General features: G+C 59.4%; 23 protein-coding genes and 1 other RNA gene. 5 read left to right on the top strand and 19 right to left on the bottom strand.

Annotation, left to right across the window (positions count from 1 at the left end; genetic code table 11):
• Positions 1 to 5: 5 nt before the first annotated feature.
• Both HUS57_RS10545 and HUS57_RS10540 read right to left on the bottom strand, forming a co-directional pair.
• On the bottom strand, positions 6 to 1,040 hold the full coding sequence (locus tag HUS57_RS10545; protein WP_173933477.1) for an aspartate-semialdehyde dehydrogenase: 1,035 nt from the start codon (positions 1,038 to 1,040) through the stop codon (positions 6 to 8).
• A gap of 393 nt (positions 1,041 to 1,433) precedes the next feature.
• On the bottom strand, positions 1,434 to 2,906 hold the full coding sequence (locus tag HUS57_RS10540) for a sodium:alanine symporter family protein (RefSeq protein ID WP_173933475.1): 1,473 nt from the start codon (positions 2,904 to 2,906) through the stop codon (positions 1,434 to 1,436).
• A 466-nt stretch (positions 2,907 to 3,372) separates the two neighbouring features.
• Here HUS57_RS10540 and HUS57_RS10535 point away from each other — a divergent pair, with 466 nt between their 5' ends.
• Positions 3,373 to 4,926, top strand: coding sequence for a phospholipase D-like domain-containing protein (locus tag HUS57_RS10535; protein ID WP_173933473.1), 1,554 nt, complete (start codon positions 3,373 to 3,375; stop codon positions 4,924 to 4,926).
• Here HUS57_RS10535 and HUS57_RS10530 read toward each other — a convergent pair.
• Positions 4,836 to 5,810: a lysylphosphatidylglycerol synthase domain-containing protein gene (locus HUS57_RS10530; protein WP_246727837.1), complete on the bottom strand. Its 975-nt coding sequence runs from the start codon at positions 5,808 to 5,810 to the stop codon at positions 4,836 to 4,838. The two genes, HUS57_RS10535 and HUS57_RS10530, sit on opposite strands and share 91 nt — an antisense overlap.
• 74 nt (positions 5,811 to 5,884) lie before the next feature.
• On the opposite strand from HUS57_RS10530, the gene HUS57_RS10525 reads away from it, so the two are divergent.
• Positions 5,885 to 6,679 carry an endonuclease/exonuclease/phosphatase family protein gene (locus HUS57_RS10525; RefSeq protein ID WP_246727836.1) on the top strand — a complete coding sequence of 265 codons (795 nt, stop codon included), beginning with the start codon at positions 5,885 to 5,887 and terminating at the stop codon, positions 6,677 to 6,679.
• Between the two features lie 5 nt (positions 6,680 to 6,684).
• Here the strand turns inward: HUS57_RS10525 and HUS57_RS10520 are convergent, their stop codons facing one another.
• The 6 genes from HUS57_RS10520 to HUS57_RS10495 all read right to left on the bottom strand — a co-directional run bounded on the left by HUS57_RS10520 (position 6,685) and on the right by HUS57_RS10495 (position 11,814).
• A complete protein-coding gene (locus HUS57_RS10520) occupies positions 6,685 to 7,455 on the bottom strand; it encodes a slipin family protein (RefSeq protein WP_173933467.1) in 771 nt (256 codons plus the stop codon).
• Positions 7,452 to 8,813, bottom strand: coding sequence for a nodulation protein NfeD (locus HUS57_RS10515; protein ID WP_246727849.1), 1,362 nt, complete (start codon positions 8,811 to 8,813; stop codon positions 7,452 to 7,454). Before HUS57_RS10515 ends, HUS57_RS10520 begins: the two co-directional genes overlap by 4 nt.
• A gap of 186 nt (positions 8,814 to 8,999) precedes the next feature.
• Positions 9,000 to 9,473 (bottom strand): MarR family transcriptional regulator, encoded by a 474-nt coding sequence (locus HUS57_RS10510; RefSeq protein WP_173933463.1) that lies wholly within the window; start codon positions 9,471 to 9,473, stop codon positions 9,000 to 9,002.
• Between the two features lie 237 nt (positions 9,474 to 9,710).
• Complete coding sequence (locus HUS57_RS10505) at positions 9,711 to 9,911, bottom strand: DUF2905 domain-containing protein (protein ID WP_173933461.1); 201 nt, start codon at positions 9,909 to 9,911, stop codon at positions 9,711 to 9,713.
• Between the two features lie 31 nt (positions 9,912 to 9,942).
• On the bottom strand, positions 9,943 to 11,139 hold the full coding sequence (locus tag HUS57_RS10500; RefSeq protein ID WP_173933459.1) for a zinc-dependent alcohol dehydrogenase: 1,197 nt from the start codon (positions 11,137 to 11,139) through the stop codon (positions 9,943 to 9,945).
• A gap of 21 nt (positions 11,140 to 11,160) precedes the next feature.
• Positions 11,161 to 11,814, bottom strand: coding sequence for an SRPBCC family protein (locus HUS57_RS10495; protein WP_173933457.1), 654 nt, complete (start codon positions 11,812 to 11,814; stop codon positions 11,161 to 11,163).
• Between the two features lie 268 nt (positions 11,815 to 12,082).
• Between HUS57_RS10495 and HUS57_RS10490 the strand changes: the two genes are divergently transcribed.
• Both HUS57_RS10490 and HUS57_RS10485 read left to right on the top strand, forming a co-directional pair.
• Entirely contained in the window at positions 12,083 to 12,772 is a 690-nt protein-coding gene (locus HUS57_RS10490) for a DUF1013 domain-containing protein (RefSeq protein ID WP_173933455.1), read from the top strand.
• Between the two features lie 123 nt (positions 12,773 to 12,895).
• On the top strand, positions 12,896 to 13,228 hold the full coding sequence (locus HUS57_RS10485) for an SMR family transporter (RefSeq protein ID WP_173933453.1): 333 nt from the start codon (positions 12,896 to 12,898) through the stop codon (positions 13,226 to 13,228).
• 140 nt (positions 13,229 to 13,368) lie between these two features.
• On the opposite strand, the gene HUS57_RS10480 is transcribed toward HUS57_RS10485, so the two are convergent.
• Positions 13,369 to 13,734: a thermonuclease family protein gene (locus HUS57_RS10480; RefSeq protein ID WP_246727835.1), complete on the bottom strand. Its 366-nt coding sequence runs from the start codon at positions 13,732 to 13,734 to the stop codon at positions 13,369 to 13,371.
• A gap of 135 nt (positions 13,735 to 13,869) precedes the next feature.
• Positions 13,870 to 15,675: an ABC transporter transmembrane domain-containing protein gene (locus tag HUS57_RS10475; protein ID WP_173933449.1), complete on the bottom strand. Its 1,806-nt coding sequence runs from the start codon at positions 15,673 to 15,675 to the stop codon at positions 13,870 to 13,872.
• A gap of 183 nt (positions 15,676 to 15,858) precedes the next feature.
• Between HUS57_RS10475 and rpmE the strand changes: the two genes are divergently transcribed.
• Positions 15,859 to 16,080: a 50S ribosomal protein L31 gene (gene rpmE / locus HUS57_RS10470; RefSeq protein WP_173933447.1), complete on the top strand. Its 222-nt coding sequence runs from the start codon at positions 15,859 to 15,861 to the stop codon at positions 16,078 to 16,080.
• Here rpmE and HUS57_RS18155 read toward each other — a convergent pair.
• The 8 genes from HUS57_RS18155 to HUS57_RS10430 form a co-directional block, all read right to left on the bottom strand.
• Positions 16,049 to 16,393 carry an Rdx family protein gene (locus HUS57_RS18155; protein WP_348640569.1) on the bottom strand — a complete coding sequence of 115 codons (345 nt, stop codon included), beginning with the start codon at positions 16,391 to 16,393 and terminating at the stop codon, positions 16,049 to 16,051. The genes rpmE and HUS57_RS18155 overlap by 32 nt on opposite strands.
• A gap of 78 nt (positions 16,394 to 16,471) precedes the next feature.
• Positions 16,472 to 17,221 carry a YebC/PmpR family DNA-binding transcriptional regulator gene (locus HUS57_RS10460; protein WP_173933445.1) on the bottom strand — a complete coding sequence of 250 codons (750 nt, stop codon included), beginning with the start codon at positions 17,219 to 17,221 and terminating at the stop codon, positions 16,472 to 16,474.
• Positions 17,222 to 17,357: 136 nt separating this feature from the next.
• Positions 17,358 to 18,149: a TerC family protein gene (locus HUS57_RS10455; protein WP_173933443.1), complete on the bottom strand. Its 792-nt coding sequence runs from the start codon at positions 18,147 to 18,149 to the stop codon at positions 17,358 to 17,360.
• Between the two features lie 63 nt (positions 18,150 to 18,212).
• Positions 18,213 to 19,037, bottom strand: coding sequence for a TIGR00282 family metallophosphoesterase (locus HUS57_RS10450; RefSeq protein ID WP_173933441.1), 825 nt, complete (start codon positions 19,035 to 19,037; stop codon positions 18,213 to 18,215).
• Positions 19,038 to 19,046: 9 nt separating this feature from the next.
• Positions 19,047 to 19,631: a 5-formyltetrahydrofolate cyclo-ligase gene (locus HUS57_RS10445; protein ID WP_173933438.1), complete on the bottom strand. Its 585-nt coding sequence runs from the start codon at positions 19,629 to 19,631 to the stop codon at positions 19,047 to 19,049.
• A gap of 94 nt (positions 19,632 to 19,725) precedes the next feature.
• Positions 19,726 to 19,882, bottom strand: a non-coding RNA gene (gene ssrS / locus HUS57_RS10440) — 6S RNA.
• 77 nt (positions 19,883 to 19,959) lie between these two features.
• Positions 19,960 to 20,760, bottom strand: a complete 801-nt coding sequence (locus HUS57_RS10435; protein WP_246727834.1) for a glutamine amidotransferase — start codon at positions 20,758 to 20,760, stop codon at positions 19,960 to 19,962.
• Positions 20,757 to 21,227: a TerB family tellurite resistance protein gene (locus tag HUS57_RS10430; protein ID WP_173933437.1), complete on the bottom strand. Its 471-nt coding sequence runs from the start codon at positions 21,225 to 21,227 to the stop codon at positions 20,757 to 20,759. Before HUS57_RS10430 ends, HUS57_RS10435 begins: the two co-directional genes overlap by 4 nt.
• Positions 21,228 to 21,345: the final 118 nt, after the last annotated feature.

The following is a 21,345-nucleotide window of genomic DNA, read 5'->3' as shown; positions in this document are numbered from 1 at the left end:
ATTCGTCAGGCAGCCTGCTTCTTCGGCTGGATCAGGCCGCGGGCGATCAGCAGTTCGGCGATTTGCACCGTGTTAAGGGCCGCGCCCTTACGAAGGTTGTCGGCGACCACCCACATGGCAAGACCGTTCTCCACCGTCGGGTCCTCGCGGATGCGGCTGATATAGGTGGCGTCTTCGCCTGCGCTCTCATAAGGGGTGACATAGCCGCCATCCTCGCGCTTATCGACAACGAGGCAGCCGGGCGCTTCGCGCAGGATCTCGCGGGCCTCATCGGCGGTAATCGGCTTCTCGAATTCGATGTGCACCGCTTCGGAATGGCCGATGAAGACCGGCACGCGCACAGCCGTGGCCGTCAGCTTGATCTTGGGATCGAGCATCTTCTTGGTCTCCGCCACCATCTTCCATTCTTCCTTGGTGGATCCGTCGTCCAGGAAGACGTCGATATGGGGGATGACGTTGAAGGCGATGCGCTTTGTAAACTTCTGCGTCGTGATCGGATCGGCAACGAAGACGGCCCGTGTCTGTTCGAACAGCTCGTCCATGCCCTCTTTGCCCGCACCGGAGACCGACTGGTAGGTGGCAACGACCACGCGCTTGATGGTGGCTGCGTCATGAAGCGGCTTCAGCGCGACGACCAGCTGCGCGGTCGAGCAGTTCGGGTTGGCGATGATGTTCTTCTTGCGAAATTCTTCAATCGCGTCGGGGTTAACCTCCGGTACGATCAGCGGCACATCCTGATCGTAGCGCCAAGCCGAGGAATTATCGATGACGACACAGCCCTGCCGGCCGATGCGTGGCGAATATTCCTTGGAAATGGAGCCGCCCGTCGACATGAGGCAGAGGTCGGTATCGGAGAAATCGTAGTTCTCCAGCGCCTTCACCTTAAGCGTCTTGTCCCCGTAGGAAACCTCCGTCCCCACCGAGCGGCGCGAAGCGAGCGGCACCACCTCGTCGGCGGGAAAGCCGCGTTCCTCAAGGATGTTCAGCATCTCCCTGCCGACATTTCCTGTAGCGCCTGCGATTGCAATCTTGAAACCCATGGAAAGCTCCTGTCCTCTCCGCCTGGCTTTGGATTCGAGCCCGCCGACCTTACGGGCTTTCACCTCCCCGGCCTGTCTCGGGGAGAGAGCGAGCGGGCCAAGGAAGATCAGACCGTTTTGCCGGTCGTTTTGGCCGTCGTTTTGTCGATGCAGGAGACCGCGCCGCCGTTGCCGGCAGCGTCGCAAAGGCTGTCAATGTCAGGCACGGTATGGCCTGTGCGCATGACCAGATCGTCTCCGTTTCAGGCGATGCTTTTACGCTGATTGAGGATGGAGTCAATCGCCAGCGTGTAGTGGGGGGCGGAGAAGCGTGCGAAGAGCGGCGGAACAACACAAAAGGATTTATTCGTTCCGCCGCAATTCAGACGGTGTTCTTGCAGCGAGTCAGAAGTTTCAGTGCAAGGTGCTTGCCAAGCTGCCCGCAGCGCGTTCGTCGAGTTCCTGACGCTCCTTCAGGAAGCTCTGCGACCAGATATCACGATCGATCTTGCCTTCGAGCTCGGGATAGGCAGCCGGATCGAAGGCTGGAATCTGCCCGCTTCTCTTCTGCGCGAAATAATCCTTGGTGAGTTTCACCACTGTTCCGGAAAGGAGGATAATGGCGACGAGATTGATGATCGCCATGAACGCCATCGAAATGTCGGCCGCTTCAAAAACGGTGCTCACATTCGCATAAGCTCCCCAGACGACCATGGCCGTTGCCAGCACCCTGAGCGCCAGGATGGGCATGCCGGTGCTCGCCCCGAGAAAGGACAGCCCGCTCTCGGCATAAGCATAATTGCCAATGATGGAAGTGAACGCGAAGAAGAAGACGGCCAAAGCAATGAAATATGTGCCTGTTGCCCCGATATGGGCTGACATCGCGTTCTGAGTAAGCTGAGTTCCCGTCACTCCGGATCCCGGCTCAAGCGTGCCGGATAGTAGGATCATTACTGCAGTCGCGGTACAGATAACAATGGTATCGATGAAAACGCCGAGCGCCTGGACGAACCCTTGCGACGAAGGATGGCTCGTTGTGGCGACCGCGGCAATGTTCGGAGCAGATCCCATGCCCGCTTCATTGGAAAAGAGGCCGCGTTTGACACCATTCAGCATCGCAGCGGCGATACCGCCGGTGACGCCGCCTGCGGCTTGGTCCAAGCCAAAGGCGCTCGACAGGATTTGGCCAAGGATTGCCGGTACCTGGCCGATATTGACGATCAGCACATAAACCGCCAGAAGCAGATATCCAATGGCCATGAAAGGGACAACGATCTCTGCCACACGCGCGATCTGCCGTATCCCCCCGAAAATGATCATGGCGGAGAGGATCGCCAGCACGACGCCGACCAGGATTTTCGAAGCGCCGAAGGCGCCTTCCATGGCATCGGCAATGGAATTGGCTTGCACCGCATTAAAGACGAGGCCGAAGGAAAGAGCGAGGCAGATGGAAAACGCGCAGCCTGCCCGGCGCGCGTTCAGGCCCCGTGCAATATAGAAGGCAGGTCCGCCTCTATACTGATCCTCTTCATTGCGCACCTTGTAAAGCTGGGCGAGGGAGCTCTCGGCGTAAGCCGTAGCCATCCCCAACAGCGCGACCACCCACATCCAGAAGATCGCACCTGCGCCGCCGAGATAAAGCGCTACTGCCACGCCGGCGAGATTGCCCGTTCCTACGCGCGAGGCAAGGCTGACCATCAATGCCTGGAAGGGTGAGATGCCCGACTGGTCCTCTCGCGTCCCGCGCATGCTCCGTAGCATCTCGCCAAAATGGAGAAACTGGAAGAAGCCAAGCCTGACGGTAAAGTAGAGACCGATGGCCAGGAGGCCGTATACAAGCAAATAATTCCAAAGGATGGTATTCAAAGAATCTATAATAACTATCATGCAAAAAACTCCGGGCCGCCCGAACGGCCAAATGAAATCCTCCCGCGTCCGGGTAACCTCCCAGTGCGGCACCCCGGTGAAGCGTGCAAAACGCAGCCCTGGCCGGGGCAATGGGGAGATTAGCGGAGACATTTCTTTATGGAAAGCGGTCAGGTGCAGAAGAGTGTTTGGGGGCCTCAGGCTCGCCATTGGTTCTGCTGGCCGTAATCATTCTGCCGGCCATGGCGAATCAACGCTGGTGAATAAGAGTGTGGCTCTTGCATTCCTCGTCGCTGCGGCGCTGATTATCGCTTTCGTCGCTTCTATCTGCGACAGGAGGAGGAAGCGGAGAGGCTTCCACCGCATGCCACGGCGTAATCAGGCGGTAGCGGCACCAAGCTCGCTCTCGGCGCAGTGAGAACCTAAACGGCTTTCCGTGCGTTAGAGCTTCGCAGCGACAAGGTCGCGTTTTTCCAGGCGGAAAGCGATGAGCGAAGCACAAGTACATGGATTGTCCGGACCGGAGGTTGAGCGGGTGCTTGTTCCGGGGCGTAACTGCTGCGCTATTGCCCAAGCGCACAACGCGGCTCTCCTGGTGGATGGAGCGGACTACTTCGCGGCGCTTGAGAAAGCACTGCGTGGAGCGCGGCGGACAGTTTTTGTGGTTGCGTGGGACTTCGATTCCCGCGTTCAACTGCGTCCCCAGGACGGGAAGGAGACACCGGCTCTTGGCGCATTCCTGCGTAACCTTGTCGAAGAGCGGCCGGAGCTTGAGATTAGGATACTGGTATGGAGCTTTGCTGCGGTGCACGCTCCCGGTGCGGCATTGCCTTTGCTCATAGGAGAAGAGTGGCAGATGCATCCGCGCATCCGCCTTTGCCTCGACACGCACCACCCGATCCACGCCGCACATCATCAAAAGATCGTCACCATCGACGATTCGATTGCTTTTGTGGGTGGAATGGATCTTACCGTCGGCCGTTGGGATACGCCGGAGCACAAGGCGGACCAGCCTCTGCGCTCGGCGTCCGATGGCGCCCCGTATCCGCCCATGCATGATCTTCAGATGGCTGTGGACGGTCCAGCCGCGCGCGTCATTGCACGTGTTGCGCGTGAGCGTTGGCGCGACGCCACGGGGGAAGACGTTCCATTGGGTGCTTCCTCCAGACGATGGCCGGCGGGCCTCACCGCACATTTCAAAGAAGTTCCCGTGGGCATTGCCCGCACGGCCCCGCGCCTGAATGGCTCGATGGTTGTCGAGGAGATTGCTGCCCTCACCGACGACATGCTTAGATCGGCAAAGGACACCGTCTATATCGAGGCGCAGTATTTTGCCGCCAGGCGCCTGAGGCCGATCCTGCGCGAACTATTATCCAAGCCCGATGGACCGGAAATCGTGGTGATCGGACCGCTTAATGCCAATGGCGTGATTGAGCGCTTCATTATGGGTGCCAACAGGGACCGCCTGTTCCGCAGCCTCAAAGATGCCGATCGGTACGGCAGGCTCCGCCTGTACTATCCGGTGGTGCCCGGCAGCGGAGGTAGCGATTGCCCCGTGATGGTGCATGCGAAGCTAATGATCGTCGACGACCGCATCCTTCGCGTCGGTTCTGCCAACCTCAATAACCGCTCGGTAGGGCTCGATACGGAATGCGATCTGGTGATCGAGGCTGAAGAGCCGGGGATGCGGGAAACCATCAAGTCCCTGCGGGACAAGCTTCTGGCTGAGCATCTTGGCATTGATCCGGCACTCGTTCGAGCTGCAATCAAGAGAGAAGGATCGCTCATCAGGGCTCTTGAGCGGCTGAACCGGAAGGAGGGACGCTGCTTGCGCCCAAAAGCGGTCGGAAGAGGATCGGTCCGCTCGTTCCCCGGTACGCGCTTCATGGACCCGGAGCGCCCGTTCCGGTTGGTGGAGTGGGCGCGCTGGCGGTGGCGGATGGTGGCTGGCTATGAAGCCGCGTCCCCTGAGTCCCGTGACAGCAGCATCTCCGAAGCTCCGAGCAAAATACTGCCGATCAGAAGCGGAAACAGGAAGTAGACGAAGCGAAAAACGAGCACTGCGCCGATCAGCGATGCTTCAGGTAAAAGGAAGAGGACAACGCTTTCAATCACACCAAGTCCACCGGGCGCGTGTGTTATAAGCGTGGCAACATTGGCGCTGACATATACCGTAGCTACTTCCAGAAACGGCACGTCTGCGAGCGCCGATATCGCCTGATCGAGAGCTGCTGCAACAAAGGTGAAGTTGAGCGTGCCGACTACCACCTGCGCCAGAGCAAGGGGCAGAGACGGCATCGCCAGTCGCTGTCCGCCAAAATGCAGCGCCCGGCCGCCCCACATAGCGGCAAGCAGCAAGTAGACCGCCGGACCAAACAGGCATGCTAGCCCGACCAGCCTGACCGTGTTCTTTGACAGGCCGACGACCTCCAACGCTGTATCTGGGCTGGCAAGGAGGCCGATTCCGCCGAGAAATGACAGGCCGAGGCCTACCGTTATTCCGCAGAAGAAGATGACCTTGGCAACCTCGCCTGGGCCTAGTCCCCAGCGCGAATAAAAGCGGTATCGTATAGTGCCGCTGCTGAGCGCGGCAAAGCCGATGTTATGTCCAAGCGAAAGGCTTGTGAAGGAGGCAAGCGCCGCCCGTCGATAGGCTAGGGGATGCCCCGCGTAGATCAGCCCGAGCCAATCAAAGCCGGTGAGGCAGAGATAGCTGGCTGCGCTGAATCCCATGGCAAGCAGCAGCCGGTAGAAGGGCACCGCCGTGACCGCCTCTACCACTTCATTCCACGCATATTGGGAAAGGGTGCGGTAGAGTAGGAATGCGGCAAGAGCAATTGCGGCAACTCCTATCACGATCCGCAGACTGTTCCGGAAGGACCGGCGTGTAAATAGGAGCGGCCTGACACTATCTTTTAGGGACAAGAACGCGTTCTCCGCCTCAATGTGGATGACAACGCACGAACTGAACTTCTGATCCGCCGGAAGAAATTCTGAAAATGAACTACGAGTACAAGGTCTCTGCGTTAAGCAACATGCATGATTCCGAAAGGGAAATAGCCTCAGAAGTGCGCTCAACCGCTGAAGGGACTCGTACCCTGCGGGTAATGACATGGAATATCCATAGCGCAGTGGGCTATGACGGAAAGCGCGATCTGGCGCGTATCGTTGACATAGCCCGCCGCGAGGAGCCTGACATACTTGCATTGCAGGAGGTTGGCTCACGCAAGCACGTTCCAGATGCGAGCGGCGATTTCGCCTTTCTACGCCAAATGCTCGGAAACCATCTTGCTGAAAGCCGGCTGGTCACTGCGCCGGATGGCCATTACGGGCACGCGATCATCAGCCGCTGGCCACTTTCCGATATACGCCTGCACGATATCTCCTACCGCAGACGAGAGCCCCGAGCGGCTATCGAGGCGGTTGCTCATACGCCTTTTGGACCGCTTCACGTCGTCGCTGCGCATCTCGGATTGAAGCTGGGGGAGCGGCGTCATCAGGCGAAGCTGCTGGCCGATGTTGCGCGTTCAGCATCTTATCCTTCGGTTCTGCTTGGCGATTTCAATGACTGGTTATGGGGCGGCGAGGTTCAGAAGACCCTGAATAACGTCTTCCCAGGTCGTAGCCATTTGCGCACTTTCCCGGCTTTTCGCCCTCTTCTCAAGCTAGACCGGATCTATAGCCAGCCTGCGGACATGCTTGTCAGGAGTTGGACAAATCCTTCTGCACGCAAAGCTTCTGACCATCTGCCGGTGATTGCCGAACTGAAGATGCCCTTTTGTGAGAGGGAGTAAAGCTCTCAACCTTTCTCCCTCGTCATGCCCGGCACCAAGCTGGCAAGTTCCATAGGGAAGGGGAAGATGATGGTGGAGTTCTGCTCCGACGCCACGACACTGAGCGTGCCGAGATAGCGAAGCTGCATGGCTTCGGGCCGCTGGCCGAGGATCTCGGCTGCCTCCAGCAACTTCTGCGCAGCCTGCTGCTCGCCCTCCGCATTGATGATCTTGGCGCGCCTTTCCCGCTCGGCCTCCGCCTGCCGCGCGATCGCGCGGACCATGGACTCATCAATATCGACATGTTTGATCTCGACATTCCCTACCTTGATGCCCCAGGCATCGGTTTGAAAATCGAGGATCTCCTGGATGTCAGCATTGAGCTTGTCGCGTTCGGCCAGCATCTCGTCCAGATCGTGCTTGCCGAGTACGGAGCGCAGCGTGGTTTGTGCAAGCTGGCTCGTCGCCATCATGAAATTCTCTACCTGGATCGTCGCTTTTTCTGGATCGACAACCCGGAAATAGATCACCGCATTGACACGCACGGAGACATTGTCACGCGAGATCACATCCTGGCTTGGCACGTCAAGAACCAGCGTGCGCAGATCGACGCGAACCATCTGCTGCACGATGGGAACGAGCAGGATGAGGCCCGGCCCCTTGACGCCGGTGAAGCGGCCGAGGGTGAAGACCACGCCGCGTTCGTATTCCCTTAGGACTTTGATCGCCAGAGCGACGATGAGGAGGACAAGGATGACGAGTACGGCATAGAAGGTGAAGCCGCCGAGGGGATTCATGGCGTTGTTCCTCTGGTGGTGACGTTATCTCCGTTTTCCGCAGTGACCTCTAAAATGAGGCCATCCCGGCGGATGACCCGTACCGGGTCGCCGGGCGCAAGGGGGCGGGAAGAGACAGCCCGCCAACGCTCGCCCTGGACCAGTACATAGCCCTGCCTGTCGCTCCAATCGTCTACCGAGCCTGCGGCTCCAATCAGCATCTGGTCGCCCGTGACCACTCTTGTTCGCCGCGAAGTCCAGGCCAACCGGACAATCAAAACGGTAAGCACGAAGCTTAGTAGTCCGACCGCCGCGACCACTTGCCAGGAGAGCTGCAGGCCGGGAATCTCCGTATCGAAGAGAATCGTTGCTCCCAGGATCAGCCCCAGTGTCCCGACTGTGCCGAGAATGCCGAAGGAGGGAGCGAAGGCTTCGGCAACGATGAGCCCCAGGCCGAGGAGCATCAAGGCGCCCCCGGCATAGGTGACCGGCAGGATGGCCAGGGCATAAAGGCCCGTTAGCAGGCACAGCGCCCCGATCGTTCCTGGCACGAGAGCGCCGGGATTGAGAAACTCAAAGAGCAGGCCGTAAATGCCCACCATCATCAGAATGAGTGCAACATTCGGATCGGTGATGACCGACAGAAACCGGGTCCGCCAGTCGGGCTCCATCTCCTGCAAGGGCAATCCTGCTGTCTGCAACCTCACGGTCTGACCGCCCGCCTGAACCTCGCGCCCGTCGGCTTGCGAGAGGAGTTCGTCGTAGTTGGTGGCAAGGAAATCCACGACACCTTCCCGCAGGGCTGCTGTGGAAGAGAGGCTCGCGGCCTGCCGCACGGCCTGCTCCGCCCAGTCGGCGTTGCGGTTCCGCAGCTCTGCCAGCCCCCTGATATAAGCGACCGCATCGTTGATCGCTTTTGCCTCCGCCGCGTTATGGGGAGTGCGGCGCTCGCCGTCGCTCTCCCTGGCTTCCTTGTCCCCTGGGGCAGGTTCCTCATCGTCTGCGCTGAAGGGCAGGCCCCCGCCGCCGATTGCGATGGGCGTTGCCGCTCCGAGATTGGTGCCCGGCGCCATGGCAGCAACGTGGCTTGCATACATGATGTAGGTACCCGCGCTTGCCGCTCGTGCACCGGAAGGTGCTACATAGCTAGCCACCGGCACGGGGGAGGCAAGAATGGCGCTGATGATTTCACGCATGGAGCTGTCCAATCCGCCGGGTGTGTCCATGCTCAGGATGATGAGCGGCACGCCGACCTGTGCGGCATGGGAAAGGCCGCGTTTTACATAGTCGGCAGTAGCAGGGCTCACGGCGCCTTCGAGCCGTAGCACAATCACGCGCTCCTGCTGTTGTCCGGAAAGCGGCAGGGTCAGTGCAAACAGACCGGCAACAAATATGGCCAGCCATCCGCACCGGCGGGCATGCCTTGGCGCAGCAGCAGGGTGCTGCACGCTCTGCAAGCGAAACTCCATGCACACCCGATATAGGCCACAATTCGCCGGCGAAAAGTCAGAAGCAGCTTGCTCTACCGCTGAGGCCGCAGAAGCCGGCTTAACGTGCCTAGCTGATCAGGCCGCGAGCCTGCGAAGCAGAGGCAGCAGCAACTCGCGGCCTTCCTGTCCCAGCTTTTGCGTCAGGCGCTGTTCATGCTCGGCCTGTAATTGCCGCGCCGCGTTCAGGACCTCGCGACCTTCCTCAGTCAGGTGCAGCGCGTAGGATCGCCGATCCTCCTTCGACGGATGCCGCTCGACAAGACCGCGCGTCTCCAGATGGTCGATGATCGTGACGAAGTTGGTGCGCTGGATACCCAACGCCGCGCTCACTTCCGACTGATTGAGACCAGGATTCTCCCCGATGACGACGAGCACCGCGAAGTAGGTAGGACGCAAATTAAGGGGCTGCAAAGTGCGGACGAGGTCGTCTGTGACCATATGTTGCGCTCGACGCAGTGCAAAACAGACCGATGCGGGGAGGGGACCCAGATTGACGCCGGCTGACGTCTCTCTCGCCGCATCTTGCTGGTCATGATGCTGAAAAGCCACCAAACACCTCCAATATGAATCATAAAAAAATGGTCTGAGAACGGAGCAATAATACCGCGCTCACGCCGGACCAAACTGGCCGGCGCGGCGCGAACATATTGAGTCTTGCCGGTCTGCCGCAAGAGCTGCGCGCGACTTTCGTGAAAAAGCACTACTTATGGTTTCGCCTTGGATGGCGAAAAGCATGAAAATTGCGGGAATTTCCGGGCAGTTTGAGAACTGGATACGAGACCGCGCTCAGCGGCTGAGCAGCCAGAAGATGAGGCTTAGCACAGCACTGACGATCAGCGAGGTGGTGATGGGGATATAAACGCGGAAGTTCTCGCCCCCTATGGTGAGGTCGCCCGGTAGACGGCCAAGGCCAATCTTTTGCAGGAAGGGCCAGAAGAGTCCCACGGCAACGAGGATGATTCCAAAAACGATGAGTATTCTGCTCATGCTGCTCGCCGATGAAGACGGGAAGCCCTGATTACAGGCCGTTACTCCTCGTCATGCCTGGCTTCAATACAACTTTGGTCGTCTCGTTCTGTTCGAAAGCGAACTTGCGATAGCCCTCCGGACCCTCTTCCAGTGGAAGGCGATGGCTGATGAGGAACGTCGTGTCAATCCTGCCCTCGCGGATCATGTCGAGGAGTCGGGGTATGTATTTCTGCACGTGAGTCTGGCCGGTTCGTATTGTCAGCCCCTTCTGCATGAAGGCGCCGACGGGAAACTTGTCGACAAAGCCGCCATAAGCGCCCGGAACCGAAACGCGCCCGCCCTTGCGGACGGCGTAGAGCGCCTGGCGCAGAGCGTGGGCGCGGTCGCTTTGCAACATGAGCGTCTGCTTGGCGTAGTCGTATATGTTGTCCGGGGCGAAACCATGGCTTTCCATGCCTACCGCGTCGATTGCCGCATCAGGACCGATGCCTCCGGTCATCTCCATCAATGCTTCATAGACATCCGTATTCTTGTAGTTCACGATTCTCGCGCCGAGTCCGCGGGCGAGTTCCAGCCTGTTCGGATAATGATCTATGGCGATCACCTGTGCAGCGCCCATGAGAAGCGCGCTTTGGATCGCGAACAAGCCGACTGGGCCGCAGCCCCAGACTGCAACCGTATCGCCTTCCTCGATCTCGCAATTTTCTGCTGCCATCCAGCCCGTTGGCAGGATATCGGAAAGGAAAAGCGCTTCCTCATCCTCCAAATCCTCGGGAACGACGACCGGGCCGACGTCGGAATAAGGTACGCGCACATACTCTGCCTGCCCGCCGGCATATCCTCCCGTCAAATGCGAATAGCCGAAGAAGCCAGAAATGTGATGCCCGTAAGCCGCATGGGAGATGTCGGCCTTGTCGGCAGGGTTGGAGTTGTCGCAGGCCGAATATTGCTGCTTCTCGCAGAAGAAGCAGGAGCCGCAGGCGATCACGAAAGGCACCACGACCCGTTGCCCTTTCCTGAGCTTCTTGTTGCCTGTCCCTACCTCGACCACCTCGCCCATGAACTCATGGCCGAGGATGTCCCCTGTCCGCATGCCGGGAATGACTCCGTCATAAAGATGCAGATCGGAGCCGCAGATCGCGGTCGAAGAGATCTCGATGATCGCATCGCGCGGATTGACAATCTCCGGATCAGGCACGGTGTCGACCCGAACGTCTTTCTTGCCATGCCAGGTGATGGCTCGCATATCGTTTTCCCGTTTTCAGCCCTAGCGGGCGTTGGGACCTGCTGCAGAGGCGATCTCGCCTGTTTCGACAAGCTGCTTGAAACGGCGCAACTCACGACGGATCTGCGTACCTGGTTCGCGCTGGAAGAGCTTCGCTGCCATACGGCCGACACTTCCGCCCGGCGGCTCATAGGTGATAAGCGCATCCACGAGCGTACCGCGCCCGCCTGGCGCATCTCGGAAGGAGACGCGCCCGCTATGGCGTACATCCGCATTCTCGTCTGTCTCCCAGGCGATCACCTCACCTGGACGGTCTTCGGTGATACGCGTCTCGAACTCGACGCTGGTACCTGCGGGGCCCTCAACAACCCATCGTGAGCGCGTTTGGTCGAGCGTGGTGATAGAACGCACATTCTCCATGAAGTTCGGAAAAATAGAGAAGTCGCGCCAATGAGCGTAGACCTGGTCGCGTGGGCGGTTGACAGTGATGGTGCGGCCGACGATAGCCCGCTGCCGGCGACGGCCGTGGCCACCGCGGTCGCGCCATGCCTTTGGCAGCGCATCGTCAGGGTGCATCAGGTGACCGTTGCGCATGAGGCTGCGTGCTGCCATCAGGACAGCAAACCCGGCTGCTGCGCCGATCATGGCCGCTGCAATGGCCTTCCCGTTGCTGTTATTGCGATGTCGGCGGTACATGGAATGCTCCCTCTTTATTCCCCGCCGAACCCTCCATCATGAAGGATTGTTCCAGCCCGGAAAGGAGCCTGCTCACGATTGTCGAGCGCGTTTTCGGACGGGTTCAGAAGCCGGTGCTACAAGGTTGCACCTCACGCGGTGGCGTAATTCACAGCACAGTTGTCTTGCCTCACCCATGGAATGCAACTATATAACCAGCATTCCCAAACATCGGTGGTTTGACCACCGCCCGCGACGGGGACGCGGGCGAAGACAGGATATTTTTGCGATGGCCAACAAGCTTCTCATGCCGAAGGCAACCGCCGTCTGGCTGGTGGACAATACAGCGCTGTCCTTCGATCAGATCGCTGAGTTCTGCAAGCTCCACCCGCTGGAGGTAAGAGCCATTGCCGATGGCGATTCGGCGCAGGGCATCAAGGGCATGGACCCGGTGATGACCGGCCAGCTCACCCGGGACGAGATTGCCCGGGGCGAGGCCAATCCCGATTATCGGCTGAAACTGTCCGAGCCCAAGGTGCGCGTGCCCGAGGCAAAGCGCAAGGGACCACGCTATACGCCGCTTTCAAAGCGGCAGGATCGGCCCAACGCAATTCTCTGGCTCCTTCGCAACCATCCCGAGTTGAAGGATGCGCAGATTTCCCGGCTGGTAGGCACGACCAAGTCCACCATCGAACAGATCCGCAACCGTACTCACTGGAACTCGGCCAATCTTGTGCCGATGGACCCGGTGACGCTTGGCCTCTGCTCCCAGATTGATCTGGATCTTGAAGTATCCCGCGCGGCCCGCCATGCACCGCCGCCTCCGCCGGTAGGCGATACGCTGTTGCCGGCATCCGAGACGGAGAAGCTTCCGGTCGAGGAGGCCGTACAGGAGGAGCCGGAAGAGAAGGAACTCGACGCCGACGCGGTCTTCGCCAAGCTGTCCTCGCTCAGGTCTAAGGACAACGGCGAGGAATAAGGGGACGTTCATGCTTGCATGCTGCACAAGGCGCTGGTTTTCTTGTGCAGTCACGAAAATTTTGCACGAAGAACCCACCGTATTTATGATCACTAATCGCCTCCAGCTGCGGGGGTTTTTCTTATGCCTGCTTATGCCATCCTTGCTCTCGCAATTATTTTCGAGGTCGTTGGCACGACTGCAATGAAAGCCTCTGCGGGCTTTACCAGGCTCGGTCCTTCGGCCGTGGTCATTCTTTCCTATGCGTTGGCGTTTTTCCTGCTGTCACAAGTTCTAGACCGGATACCGGTGGGAGTTGCTTACGCAATCTGGGCAGGGGGAGGAATTATACTGATCGCCGTTGCGGCCTGGTTCGTCTACGGCCAGCGTCCGGATGTTGCCGGCTTCATCGGAATGGGGCTCATCGTAGCGGGGGTTCTGGTTCTCCACCTCCTGTCCAAGACCAGCGTTCACTGACGCAGTTCCAGAACTGTGGATCGCGTTTTCCGACCATAATTGGCGACGAAACGAAGTCAGATCATTTCACGTTTCCGACATTCTGAGATGATCTTGGTGCTCCAGCTGAATGCACCGCAAACGGTGGCTGCAGCACAGTGTCAGCCGCAGAAGCTTATCCGGCGTCCGCCTGAATAGGGACGAGCCAATGCCCGCTCCAGCAAATGGTCGGCAACGGCGTCGTCCTCTGCGGTTACTACATCCGCAAGCACGCGGCCGAAATACTTGTCGCCGCTGACATTGTAGATCCTGACCGTCGCTCCCCCGATCATCTGTTCCAGCTCTGCCCGGGCCTTCGCGCCCGCTGCCTTTTCCCTCGCGCAGCGGCTGCGCAGTTCCGGAGCATCCACGCCCCGGATGCGCACGCTCACAGTGATCGTCTGCCCGGGCCAAACCCGTGCCTCTGCAACAAAAGTGTCGCCGTCGATGACGCGAAGCACCTGCGCCTCAACGGGACCGGGCAGCATTTCCTTCCCGCAAGCTGGCGACGCTATCGCGAGGATTCCAGAACAGGCGGCACAAAGCACATTGAATCGGGAGCGAAGCAGCATGCTAGGACAATATTCCTAAATACGCTTTCAAGCAAGCTGGAACTACGCCGGCTATTCTGCCGCGCCCCGGAATGCCTCGGGATCATTGTCGAACTGGAGGCTTGCAAGCCGCGCATAGATGCCGCCCCGTGCCACGAGCTCGGTGTGATTTCCCTCCTCCACGATCCTGCCTTCGTCCATGACCAGGATACGGTCTGCCTTGAGGATGGTGGCAAGCCGGTGTGCGACGACGATGGTCGAGCGTCCGGCCATAAGCCTTTCAAGGGCGGTTTGCACAAACGTCTCGCTTTCGGCATCAAGCGAGGATGTGGCTTCGTCGAGAAGCAGGATCGGTGCATCGCGAAGGATGGCGCGGGCGATCGCAATGCGCTGGCGCTGACCACCGGAAAGTGTCACCCCGCGCTCGCCCACCTGGGTGTCATAGCCTTGGCCGAGAGCCATGATGAAGTCATGGGCAAGTGCCGCTTTGGCCGCAGCCTCGATCTCTTCGCGCGTGGCGCCGGGGCGGCCAAAGGCGATATTTTCGAAGATGGTCGTTGCGAAGACCGTCACATCCTGCGGCACAATTGCGATCCGTTCTCGCACGGCTTTAGGATCGGCCTGGCGAAGATCGATGCCGTCGATGAGTATGGAGCCTTCATCAGTGTCGTAATAGCGCAAGATGAGCGAAAAAATCGTGCTCTTGCCTGCTCCCGATGGACCGACGATGGCGACGGTTTCGCCCGCTGCGACGTGGAAGGAAAGGCCGCGGAGGGCAGTTTGCTGCGGACGGGACGGATATGCAAAGTGAACGTTGCGGAATTCGACATTGCCTTGCGGCGGTGAGGGAAGGGCGATCGGATGAGACGAGGTTGTAATGGCGGGTTCTTCAGCCAGAAGCTCGCTCATCCGTTCGGCGGCACCGGCCGCCTGCGAGAGTTCGCCCCAGACTTCCGAAAGCGCGCCGATGGCGCCGGCGGCAAGTACCGCATAAAGCAGGAACTGACCCAGCGTGCCCACTGTCATCGCGCCGGTCAGCACGTCGCGGGAGCCTACCCAAAGCATGACCACCATCGAGGCGAAGGTGGTGAAGATCGCCACAAAGGTCAGGACGGCACGCGCGGCGATAGAGGCTTTGGCTGCCACGAATGCCGCATCGACTGCTGCTGCAAAGCGGCTTATCACGGTTTTCTCATAGGTGAATGCTTGCAGCACCCGCACGGCACTGATCTGTTCTCCGGCGAAGGCCGTAGCCTGGGCGAGCTCATCCTGCGCAAGGCGCGCACGCCGCCGCACCGACCGGCCAAATGCCATGAGTGGCAGGACAATGACTGGAATGGCAACAAGCACCAGCAACGAAAGACGTTGGCTGGTCACGACCATCATCACGACAGCGCCCGCTCCCATGATGATGTTGCGAAGAGCAACGGAGGCAGTGGCTCCAATGGCAGACTTTATCTGGGTCGCATCCGCAGCGAGGCGCGAGACGATCTCGCCTGATTGTGCCTGGTCAAAAAACGCGGGCGAAAGCCGCATCACGTGCGAAAAGACGTCCCGCCGCAAATCCGCAACCACACGTTCGCTCAGGGTGACGACGAAGTAGTAGCGAAGAGCGGATGCAAGCGCCAGAATTGCAGCCACGATGAGAAGCATCGCGAAGTAGTTGGCGATGAATGCGCCGTCCGCCCCGGAAAAACCGTGGTCGATCATCCGCCGTACGGCAAGAGGCAGAGCCAGCGCCGCTAGCGCGGCGATGAGCAGGAAGAGCACGGTCCCCGCCGTCAGGCCGCGATAGCGAATGATATAGGGCAGAAGCTGCCGCAAGGGGTCCAGCGAGCGGTGCGAACCGGCCTCCGGTGCGGCTTTTCCTTCCGCCATGGCGTTTCCTTCCAGCATGTCCCGAAGATTCATTCCCCGGCCTTGTCTCGGCCGGGTGGCTGAGGTATAGGCACGCAAACCTTTCCGAAGCCGTATCCTTCCTTGGCAGTGGCTTCAAGTTTTTGATGCAAGGGCGAGATGCCGCAGCGTAGGCCGCTGCGCAACTACAGATAGAGAAAACACATGAAAGCCGATATCCATCCCGACTACCACATGATCAAGGTCGTCATGACGGACGGCACGGAGTACTTGACGCGCTCCACCTGGGGCAAGGAAGGGGACACGCTGCAGCTCGACATTGACCCGACCACGCATCCGGCCTGGACAGGCGGCCAGCAGACCTTGGTTGATCGTGGCGGCCGTGTCTCCAAATTCAAGAAGCGCTACGAAGGCCTGGGAATCTGAAGCCCGGAGGAAGTGCAAAGGCCTGCCACTTCGGCGGGCTTTTTGCCTCCTGTTCCCTGCAACTGGCTGGAAGGGGCTTTCCCAAAGAGCCTGCCTTATGGTTCCCTTCCCTGATGTCGCAGATCGCGCTCGGGGGCGATCCTGTCCTGTCACGCAATTGCCGCTTGAGCTCGAAAGCATCCGGAAGCCCGCTGTCGCTTGCGGTCCGGATCAGCTCTTCGGCGCAAAATGTCTGGACGATTCCGCCGGAGCCTGGCCGCAGGTTTACTTCGGCCAGTTCCGTTCCATAGGTGGACAGCAGCTCCTGCGCCATCCAGCCTGCCCGCAGGAGCCATTTGCATTGAGCGCAACAAAATGATTGTCGCCCGGCAGGCTGTGGCCATTGCAGATTTCAGGCCGCGCTGAGCTTGGCCATTGTCTCGTCGTCCACTTCGAAGTTGGCGTAGACGTTCTGCACGTCGTCGTCGTCTTCGAGAACGGCGATCAGCTTCAGCACCGATTGCGCGCGCTCCTCGTCCACCGGGGTACCGTTTTGCGGGCGCCATACGGCCTTAACCTGCTCGGCCTCTCCAAGGGCGCTCTCCAGCGCTGTCGTCACTTCGCCAATATCCTCGAAGGCGCAGGTGATGACATGGCCGTTCTCGTCGGATTGGACGTCCTCTGCGCCCGCCTCGATGGCCGCCTCCATCACCTTTTCGGCATCTCCGGCGCTGGCGGGATAGAGGATCTCACCAACCCGGTCGAACATGAAGGAGACGGAGCCCGTCTCGCCCAGCGACCCGCCGGCCTTCGTAAAGGCGGCGCGAACGTTCGAGGCGGTGCGGTTGCGGTTGTCGGTCAACGCCTCGACGATCACCGCCACGCCGCCAGGACCATAGCCCTCGTAGCGCACTTCCTCGAAGTTTTCCGCCTCCGACCCAGACGCCTTCTTAATGGCGCGCTCGATATTTTCCTTGGGCATGGACTGGGCTCTGGCGTTTTGCACGGCGAGGCGAAGCCGCGGATTCATCGCCGGATCGGGCAGGCCGGATTTGGCCGCTACCGTGATCTCACGGGCAAGCTTGGAAAAGATCTTTGACCGCGCCGCGTCCTGACGGCCCTTGCGGTGCATGATGTTTTTGAACTGGGAATGACCGGCCATGGGGCTCCTTGTCGGACTTCTTCCTGAAATGTCTTGGATTGCCGGCTTTATAGTGAAAATGGGCCGCAAGGTCCAGAAGATGCGAGAGGACAGATCGTGCAGGCGGTCTCGCATCGTGTTTCCAGGCGGGCGTGGCTCACACTGCCACGTCATCCTTCGGAGGGCTCGGCTCCTCCAGGATCGACTGTTCTCGCAATTTTTTGCGGCGTGCCATGATGTTGAGGCCCTCAACCATGGCTGAGAAACCCATGGCGGTATAAACATAACCTTTCGGAACATGGAAGCCGAAGCCGTCGGCGATGAGTGTCATTCCAATCATGAGCAGGAAGCCCAACGCCAGCATGACCACCGTGGGATTAGCCGCAATGAAGCGCGAAAGCGGCTCGGCGGCAATCAGCATCACCATTACCGCCGAGATGACGGCGATGAACATGATGGGAAGATGGTCCGTCATGCCTACGGCCGTAATGATGGAGTCGACGGAAAAGACCAGGTCAAGCAGCAGGATCTGAACGATCGCACCGCCCACGCTAAGCGTGACCGGGGCTCGCACCAGGTCCTCCTTGGAATCATGCGGGTCGACTGAATGATGTATTTCCCGCGTCGCCTTCCAGACGAGAAACAGACCGCCGGCTATCAGGATAATGTCGCGCCATGAGAAGCCATGATCGAAGAGGGTGAAGATCGGCGTGGTAAGCTGAACGATGAAGGAGATAGTGCCAAGCAGTGCAAGGCGCAGGACGAGCGCTCCACTGATGCCCAGCCTGCGGGCAAACTTCTGGTTTTCCTTGGGCAGCTTGTTGGTAAGAATAGAAATGAAAATAAGATTATCGATACCGAGCACGATTTCGAGAACGACAAGGGTGACCAGCGCCACCCACGCGGTCGGGTCATTGATGAAATAAAACTGTGAAAGCAGCCATTCCATGTGGCAGGTCCTCCGGCGGGCTTTGGCGGGATTGCGCAGAGGTAGGTGCGCTATAGCTGAGCGTCAACGCCAGAATGCTGGGACGGTTTCCTCAAGCCTCGGTCCAAGGCGCAGCGGAGCAACCCTTTCCGCAAGCCCGGTACGGTCGGAAATTTCCAGACCCAGACCGCAAATGGTAGCGGGCCCCGAAGCCGCCTCGAAGCGTCCTTTGGGTACCTTGGTGGTGAAGCGGTTGAGTGGTTCCTCCTTGTCGAAGCCGAGGGAGGAGTCAAAATCGCCGCACATGCCTACATCAGTAATATAGGCGGTGCCGCCGGAAAGAATCTGGTGGTCAGCCGTCGGTATGTGGGTGTGCGTGCCGATGACAGCGCTGACCCGCCCATCGACAAAATGGCCGAAACAGACCTTTTCCGATGTTGCCTCAGCATGAAAATCGATGATCGCAGCGTCGGCCTGTTCGCCGAGCGGGCAGGCAGCCAGTTCCTCCTCCGCCGCCCGGAAGGGATCGTCCAGATCCGGCTGCATGAAGACCCGGCCCATAATGTTGGCGACCAGCACACGCGCGCCGTTCCTGGCAGTATAGAGACCGGAGCCACGGCCAGGCGTGCCTTTGGGGAAATTGGCCGGCCGCAGAAAGCGTTCTTCGCGCGGAGCAAAGCTTAACGCTTCGCGCTGGTCCCATACATGGTTGCCCGTGGTGACCACGTCGGCGCCCGCTTTCAGAGTGTTCTGGAAGATTTCTTCGGTGATGCCGAAACCGCCGGCGGCGTTCTCGCCATTGACGATCACAAAATCGATCTTGAAATCGGAGATGAGTCCCGGAAGCCTCTCCCAGACAGCCGTTCGGCCGGTGCGCCCGACCATATCGCCAAGAAAAACAATACGCATTGCCTGCTCTTAACCGGCAGATGCGAATCGGCGCAAGCCACTTTCGGTCAGGATCTCCGGAATGACCACATCATGAGGTTCGTCAGGTACCCGTTCCACCTCCTGGCAATCGAAAGCGATGCCAACGAGGCGGTGGGCGTGGCCGTTGGCCTTTAGATGCGCTATGGCCCGGTCGTAATAGCCTGCCCCGTAGCCGATGCGGTGTCCACGTTGGTCGAAGGCAACGAGCGGCACGAGCATGAGATAAGGCTCGACAACCGCTGCCGCCTCATCAGGACCCATCGTGCCGAATCCCTGGTCAACGAGCGGCGCACCGGGGAGGAACTCACGAAAAAGAATGGTGGTCTTGTCGAGGATCGCCGGCAGGCTAAGGCGGGCTCCGCGTTCCTGCAGCGCAGCCATAAGTGGGCGCACATCCACTTCGGAGCGCATGGGCCAGAAACCGGAGACAATGGCGCCCGGCGAGGGCGCCAGCTCATCCGCCCAGCGTGCGAGATGGAAGGATACTTTGCTCCGCCAGGAAGGGTCTAGGCTGTCGCGCCTGGCCAGCGTCTCCCGCCGCAGGGTCTTTTTCATCTCGCGCTCGTCCGTCATTGCCCTTCCTCCCATTGATTGCAGAGCCGGAATACGATGGGAGCAAGTATGGCTGAGCGCATGGCAAAGTGAAGGAGAGAAGAGAAAACAGAAAAGACGATCCACGGCAACCGATGGAATGTTCGATCCCGGGAACCTACAATGTAGGTGGGCGCCGTATGACCAAGCCCACGAGCGAGGCCAGGGACAGCTCCCTCAAGGATCGATAAGGCCCCGGGGAAAAGAATTCCTGTCGCGAGGCGCAGACCGTCTTTGTTAATATAGGTCCTGGCCGTATCCCGCGCCAGAGGTTTGGAGCACTCCAGAGCGGTTCTTATGCTTCTTTTGTTTAGGCAATTCCGCGCCGACCCACCTTAGCATGGCCGATTGGCTTCTGCGCTTCGGCCTCAGCCCCGGCAGAAGGCGCTGCCTCAGGCTCAGCGCCAAAAATGATGCCGAGAAACTCCACGAGCCACTGCTTCAGATGCCTGTCCCAGATGAGGCGTCCGCCAAGGTGATCGCGCCCAGGCTGTGCTCCAGGCAGCACGAAACGATGCGCGCCGTGTACCACCCATCTATGCATCATCGCCCGAGTCAGTTCCGCGTGGAACTGGATGCCCCAGGCATTTTCACCGTAGCGGAAAGCCTGGTTGGGGTAATGCTCCCCCGTGGCAAGCAAAGTGGCGCCGGAGGGCAAGGAAAAGCCCTCACGATGGAACTGATAGACCATTTCGGGCCAGTGCATGAGCCGGCGTCCCTCCTCGCTAGCCCGGAGAGGGTACCATCCGATCTCCACCAGCCCGTCGTCATGACTCTTTACCTGCCCACCAAGATGTTTGACGAGCATTTGTGCACCAAGGCAGATACCCAGAAATGGCTTGTTCTCCTTAAGAGGTACAGCCAGCCATTCGATTTCCCTGCGCACGAACTCGTCGCGGTCATTGGCGCTCATCGGACCACCGAAAATCACCGCGCCATGGTGTTCATCAAGCGTTTCCGGCAAAGGATCTCCTAGCGGCGGCCTGCGTATGTCGAGAACGAAGCCCGACCTCTCCAGAACCTGGCCGACGCGACCGGGGCTTGAGAGTTCCTGATGCAGGACAACCAGGATTTTCCTGCCAGCCCCCCCGTTGATCACCGTGATTGTCAACTCCCTCTTCGTTCTTCTTCCTGCCGTATCTTCTGGCGCAGTGTGACACGCGTGCGGCTATCGACGCCAATCAGTTCTGCCACGCGCCACACCAGATTATCTTCAAGCTCGTGCATTTCGCCATCGGCAAAGACAACTTCCCACATTAGCCGGATGAACTCCGCGCGTGCATCCTCATCAAGGTGACGTTTCAGCACGCTGGTGAACACATAAAGGTCGACAGCCTCGGCTTCCGCCTTCTCACCTGCTTGCATCAGCACCTTGAGCTCGGCTCCGCTGACATTATAGGCACGCGACAAGGCTTCTTTGAGTCTTGCACGCTCGTCTTTGCTGCGGATGCCGTCGGCGCTCATGATATGGGTGAGCAATGCCGCCGCCGCAACCCGCGGATCGTCCTCGACCGGCCGCCGCGATCTGTCCTCGCCCCCGGGCAAGTCCTTCAGGAATCTGAAAATACGTTCGAACATGGACGCCCTTTTTGAATCAACAGGGGCAATGGTGAAGAGCCTGTTGGAGCCACACAAGTGCTTTTGGGCAACAGAGCGCGACTGAAAATGATGTGGGACGGACAACGGTTCCACGTGA

The organism is Chelativorans sp. Marseille-P2723 (assembly GCF_902809845.1).
Lineage (GTDB): Bacteria > Pseudomonadota > Alphaproteobacteria > Rhizobiales > Rhizobiaceae > Chelativorans.
This window is presented reverse-complemented; position numbering and strand designations above follow the sequence as displayed.

Excerpts from the sequence above, each read along its gene's own strand:
- HUS57_RS10545 (WP_173933477.1), bottom strand. The coding sequence starts at position 1,040 with ATGGGTTTCAAGATTGCAATCGCAGGCGCTACAGGAAATGTCGGCAGG.
- HUS57_RS10540 (WP_173933475.1), bottom strand. The coding sequence starts at position 2,906 with ATGATAGTTATTATAGATTCTTTGAATACCATCCTTTGGAATTATTTG.
- HUS57_RS10535 (WP_173933473.1), top strand. The coding sequence starts at position 3,373 with ATGAGCGAAGCACAAGTACATGGATTGTCCGGACCGGAGGTTGAGCGG.
- HUS57_RS10525 (WP_246727836.1), top strand. The coding sequence starts at position 5,885 with ATGAACTACGAGTACAAGGTCTCTGCGTTAAGCAACATGCATGATTCC.
- HUS57_RS10520 (WP_173933467.1), bottom strand. The coding sequence starts at position 7,455 with ATGAATCCCCTCGGCGGCTTCACCTTCTATGCCGTACTCGTCATCCTT.
- HUS57_RS10505 (WP_173933461.1), bottom strand. The coding sequence starts at position 9,911 with ATGAGCAGAATACTCATCGTTTTTGGAATCATCCTCGTTGCCGTGGGA.
- HUS57_RS10500 (WP_173933459.1), bottom strand. The coding sequence starts at position 11,139 with ATGCGAGCCATCACCTGGCATGGCAAGAAAGACGTTCGGGTCGACACC.
- HUS57_RS10495 (WP_173933457.1), bottom strand. The coding sequence starts at position 11,814 with ATGTACCGCCGACATCGCAATAACAGCAACGGGAAGGCCATTGCAGCG.
- HUS57_RS10490 (WP_173933455.1), top strand. The coding sequence starts at position 12,083 with ATGGCCAACAAGCTTCTCATGCCGAAGGCAACCGCCGTCTGGCTGGTG.
- HUS57_RS10485 (WP_173933453.1), top strand. The coding sequence starts at position 12,896 with ATGCCTGCTTATGCCATCCTTGCTCTCGCAATTATTTTCGAGGTCGTT.
- HUS57_RS10480 (WP_246727835.1), bottom strand. The coding sequence starts at position 13,734 with ATGCTGCCCGGTCCCGTTGAGGCGCAGGTGCTTCGCGTCATCGACGGC.
- HUS57_RS10475 (WP_173933449.1), bottom strand. The coding sequence starts at position 15,675 with ATGGCGGAAGGAAAAGCCGCACCGGAGGCCGGTTCGCACCGCTCGCTG.
- rpmE (WP_173933447.1), top strand. The coding sequence starts at position 15,859 with ATGAAAGCCGATATCCATCCCGACTACCACATGATCAAGGTCGTCATG.
- HUS57_RS18155 (WP_348640569.1), bottom strand. The coding sequence starts at position 16,393 with ATGGCGCAGGAGCTGCTGTCCACCTATGGAACGGAACTGGCCGAAGTA.
- HUS57_RS10460 (WP_173933445.1), bottom strand. The coding sequence starts at position 17,221 with ATGGCCGGTCATTCCCAGTTCAAAAACATCATGCACCGCAAGGGCCGT.
- HUS57_RS10455 (WP_173933443.1), bottom strand. The coding sequence starts at position 18,149 with ATGGAATGGCTGCTTTCACAGTTTTATTTCATCAATGACCCGACCGCG.
- HUS57_RS10450 (WP_173933441.1), bottom strand. The coding sequence starts at position 19,037 with ATGCGTATTGTTTTTCTTGGCGATATGGTCGGGCGCACCGGCCGAACG.
- HUS57_RS10445 (WP_173933438.1), bottom strand. The coding sequence starts at position 19,631 with ATGACGGACGAGCGCGAGATGAAAAAGACCCTGCGGCGGGAGACGCTG.
- HUS57_RS10430 (WP_173933437.1), bottom strand. The coding sequence starts at position 21,227 with ATGTTCGAACGTATTTTCAGATTCCTGAAGGACTTGCCCGGGGGCGAG.